Origin of the sequence: Mesorhizobium sp. M7A.F.Ca.AU.001.01.1.1 (assembly GCF_004022735.1) — a bacterium.
GTDB lineage: Bacteria > Pseudomonadota > Alphaproteobacteria > Rhizobiales > Rhizobiaceae > Mesorhizobium > Mesorhizobium ciceri.
Map to the genome: position 1 here is coordinate 1 of NZ_RZPF01000990.1, position 1,753 is coordinate 1,753.

Genomic DNA, 1,753 nt, shown 5'->3' on the forward strand with positions numbered 1-1,753 from the left:
GGACGAAATGCAATGTGACTTTCCACGGCAGGCTGGCCATCCCTAAATAGCGCTGGTTTTCCGGGGAATCGGGGGCTTTCTGCATGTGCGGTATCGTTGGAATCGTCGGCCACTCGCAGGTTGCGCCGCTCATCGTCGATGCGCTGAAGCGGTTGGAGTACCGTGGCTATGATTCGGCCGGCGTCGCGACCATCGAGCGTGGCGAACTCGCCCGCCGCCGCGCCGAAGGCAAGTTGATCAACCTGGAGCGCCGGCTCAAGGACGAGCCGCTCGATGGCACGATCGGCATCGGCCACACGCGCTGGGCGACGCATGGCGTGCCCAACGAGAGCAATGCGCATCCGCATTTTTCCGACGGCGTCGCCATCGTCCACAACGGCATCATCGAGAATTTCGCCGAACTGCGCGACGAACTGGTCCGCGACGGCTATTCTTTTTCGTCGCAGACCGACACCGAGGTCGTGGCGCATCTGGTGGCCCGCGAACTCGCCAAGGGGCTGAAGCCGGTCGAAGCCGCGCACCAGGCGCTGAAGCGGCTGGAAGGCGCCTTTGCGCTGGCGATCATGTTCAAAGGCGACGAGGATTTGATCGTCGGCGCCCGCAACGGTCCGCCTTTGGCCGTCGGCCATGGCGATGGCGAGATGTTCCTGGGCTCCGACGCCATCGCGCTCGCCCCGTTCACCAATTCGATCACCTATCTGGAAGATGGCGACTGGGCGGTGGTGCGCCGTGGCGGTGTCACCATCTTCGACATTGACGGCACAAAGGTCGACCGCAAACGCCAGCAGTCGCTGTCGACCAGCTTCATGGTCGACAAGGGCAACCGACGCCATTTCATGGAAAAGGAAATCCATGAGCAGCCCGAGGTGATCTCGCACACCTTGGCGCATTACGTGGATTTCGTCTCCGGAGTGTCGAAGCCGCTCGACCTGCCGTTCGACTTCGCCAAAATTGGTCGGCTGGCGATCTCGGCCTGCGGCACGGCGTATCTGGCCGGCCTGATCGGCAAGTACTGGTTCGAGCGCTACGCGCGCCTGCCCGTCGACATCGATGTCGCCTCCGAATTCCGTTACCGCGAAATGCCGCTGTCGAAGAACGATGCGGCGTTTTTCATCTCGCAATCGGGCGAGACCGCCGACACGCTGGCCTCGCTGCGTTATTGCCGCAAAGCCGGCATGAAGATCGGCGCGATCGTCAATGTGCGCGAATCGACCATGGCGCGCGAATCCGACGTCGTGCTGCCGACGCTTGCCGGACCCGAGATCGGCGTCGCCTCGACCAAGGCCTTCACCTGCCAGCTTTCCGTGCTGGCCGCGCTTGCGGTGCGCGCCGGCGTGGCGCGCGGTATGATTTCGAAGGAACAGGAGAAAACCCTGGTGCGCGCGCTTTCGGAAGCGCCGCGCTACGCCAACCAGGTGCTCAAGCTTGAAGAGCAGATCGAGCGGATCGCGCGCGAACTCTCGCGCTACAAGGACGTGCTCTATCTCGGCCGCGACACCAATTTCCCGCTGGCCATGGAAGGCGCGTTGAAACTCAAGGAAATCTCCTACATCCACGCCGAAGGCTATGCAGCCGGCGAACTGAAGCATGGGCCGATCGCGCTGATCGACGAGAACATGCCTGTCATCGTCATCGCGCCGCATGACCGGATCTTCGAGAAAACCGTTTCCAACATGCAGGAAGTGGCGGCGCGCGGCGGCAAGATCATCCTGATCACCGACAGCAAGGGCGCGGCGCAGGTGAGCGTGAAGAC

At 62.7% G+C, this 1,753-nt stretch carries 1 protein-coding gene; it reads left to right on the forward strand.

All coding sequences use genetic code 11. The annotated features are described in order from the left end of the window. Positions 1-83: 83 nt before the first annotated feature. Positions 84-1,753: glutamine--fructose-6-phosphate transaminase (isomerizing) (glmS, locus tag EN884_RS34935; RefSeq protein WP_128361084.1), on the forward strand; the 1,670-nt coding region annotated here is incomplete at its 3' end.